The organism is Paenibacillus sp. 01T422, assembly GCF_056398785.1.
The window spans coordinates 1-1,499 of the sequence record NZ_JBFTQB010001200.1 but is presented as its reverse complement, the minus strand read 5'-3'; the positions used below and the strand labels follow the sequence as shown (position 1 = coordinate 1,499).

Below are 1,499 nucleotides of genomic sequence, written 5' to 3'. Positions count from 1 at the left end.
GTGTACGCATGTGCCAATACAGGGATCTATAAGTTAATAGATTTAAAAGGGCGCATTCTGCTGCATTCCTATAATGTGCAAGCTGAAGTGACCGATTTGCTCATTTGGAGAGATATCATGCTGATCTCCACACTGCAAGCTGGGATTAAATATAAGAATGAGCATAAATCGGCATTTCAGACCATTTTATAGGGAGATAGGGGAGTATAGTTGATGCGCAAGGTTGTTTTATCGATTCATTTGATTCTTAGTTTAGTTTTGGGGCTGTTCATTGTCACAACATGCACGACAGGCAGCTTGATCATGATTGAGCCTGAGGTAGAAAGCTGGATGTATCCAATCGGCCAATCGCCTACGCCAGGTGATGTCGGGGTCGCGGAGATTCAGAAGCACGCGGATGCTTTAAATCCGGCTTTCAAAACGGATTGGATTGACATGACGAAAACAGATGGCTTTTATCATGTTCATCTGTCCAAGGAGGGTAAGGACGGCCGCTTAGTTTATGCGGATCCAGGTACAGGCGAAGCTTTCGGCAAAGTGTTGGAGGAGCGTAAGGAGCCTTTTGCAACAATCTATAATCTGCATCGTTATTTCTTGCTGACATCCGTCATCGGCAAAGCGAATGCCGCTTCCGTTGTAGGCTATCTGGGGATTGGACTGTTGCTTATTTTGCTGACGGGTGCTTATCTGTGGTGGCCGGGCATTCGTAGAATGGCTACTGGCTTTAAGATTATTAGCAATCGCAGCAAGCTGATGCACAATATGAGTTTACATAAGGTAATAGGCATTATTTCTATCCCTGTTCTACTATTTGCAGCACTTACTGGTGTTGTTAACGCTTTTGAGAAGTCCATTCCAGGCATAGTCGGTTTCAAAGCGAAGGAAGAAATCCCAGCGAGTGCGCAGCAGTCCAAAAGCAAGGATGGGACTCCGCTTCCACTGAACCGTGTGGTGGAGCTGATTAACCAAGCGTATCCGAGCAGCAAATTGATCAAAATTACGTTTCCGCAGAAACCCGGGCAATCCTATCAAATCGGGTTAAAAGAAGGCATTGGAGCTTCTAGCGGCAGTAATAGCACAGTATATATGGATGCATCCAATGGATCTGTTTTGTACAAAACAAACCCGCATTTGCTCATCAATATCTATAATACTTGGCGCAAAGGTCTTCATTTTGCTACCTGGGGTGGAGAAACGACGAAGCTGATTGCCTTTGTATTCGGCATGATGCCCCTTATCCTTATGATTACAGGACTCGTAATTTGGCGGCTTAAAGCGCGTGGGCGCAAACGTGGCAAAAAGCAGCAGCCGGCGGTTACGGCAGCGGCATAGGATCATACATAGAATCCCCCTCTCAACGATCTAGTTGGCAGGGGGATTTCTCATTTCTATTGTTTATTAAAGAGCTGCTTGCGATAGGCGCTTGGGGTTAGGCCGGTATGTCTTTTGAACAGGCGGTTAAAATAATCGGCATTTTGGAAGCCTGAAGCGTGCATCAC

At 45.8% G+C, this 1,499-nt stretch carries 3 protein-coding genes; 2 read left to right on the top strand and 1 reads right to left on the bottom strand.

What is annotated here, in order from left to right; translation table 11 throughout:
* Together AC1DUA_RS37170 and AC1DUA_RS37165 are read left to right on the top strand one after the other, a co-directional pair.
* The coding region (locus AC1DUA_RS37170; protein WP_477504497.1) for a hypothetical protein at positions 1–192 on the top strand (192 nt) is incomplete at its 5' end.
* Positions 193–213: 21 nt separating this feature from the next.
* Positions 214–1,332: a PepSY-associated TM helix domain-containing protein gene (locus AC1DUA_RS37165; RefSeq protein WP_477504496.1), complete on the top strand. Its 1,119-nt coding sequence runs from the start codon at positions 214–216 to the stop codon at positions 1,330–1,332.
* 56 nt (positions 1,333–1,388) lie between these two features.
* Here the strand turns inward: AC1DUA_RS37165 and AC1DUA_RS37160 are convergent, their stop codons facing one another.
* On the bottom strand, positions 1,389–1,496 hold the full coding sequence (locus tag AC1DUA_RS37160) for a helix-turn-helix domain-containing protein (protein ID WP_477504498.1): 108 nt from the start codon (positions 1,494–1,496) through the stop codon (positions 1,389–1,391).
* Positions 1,497–1,499: the final 3 nt, after the last annotated feature.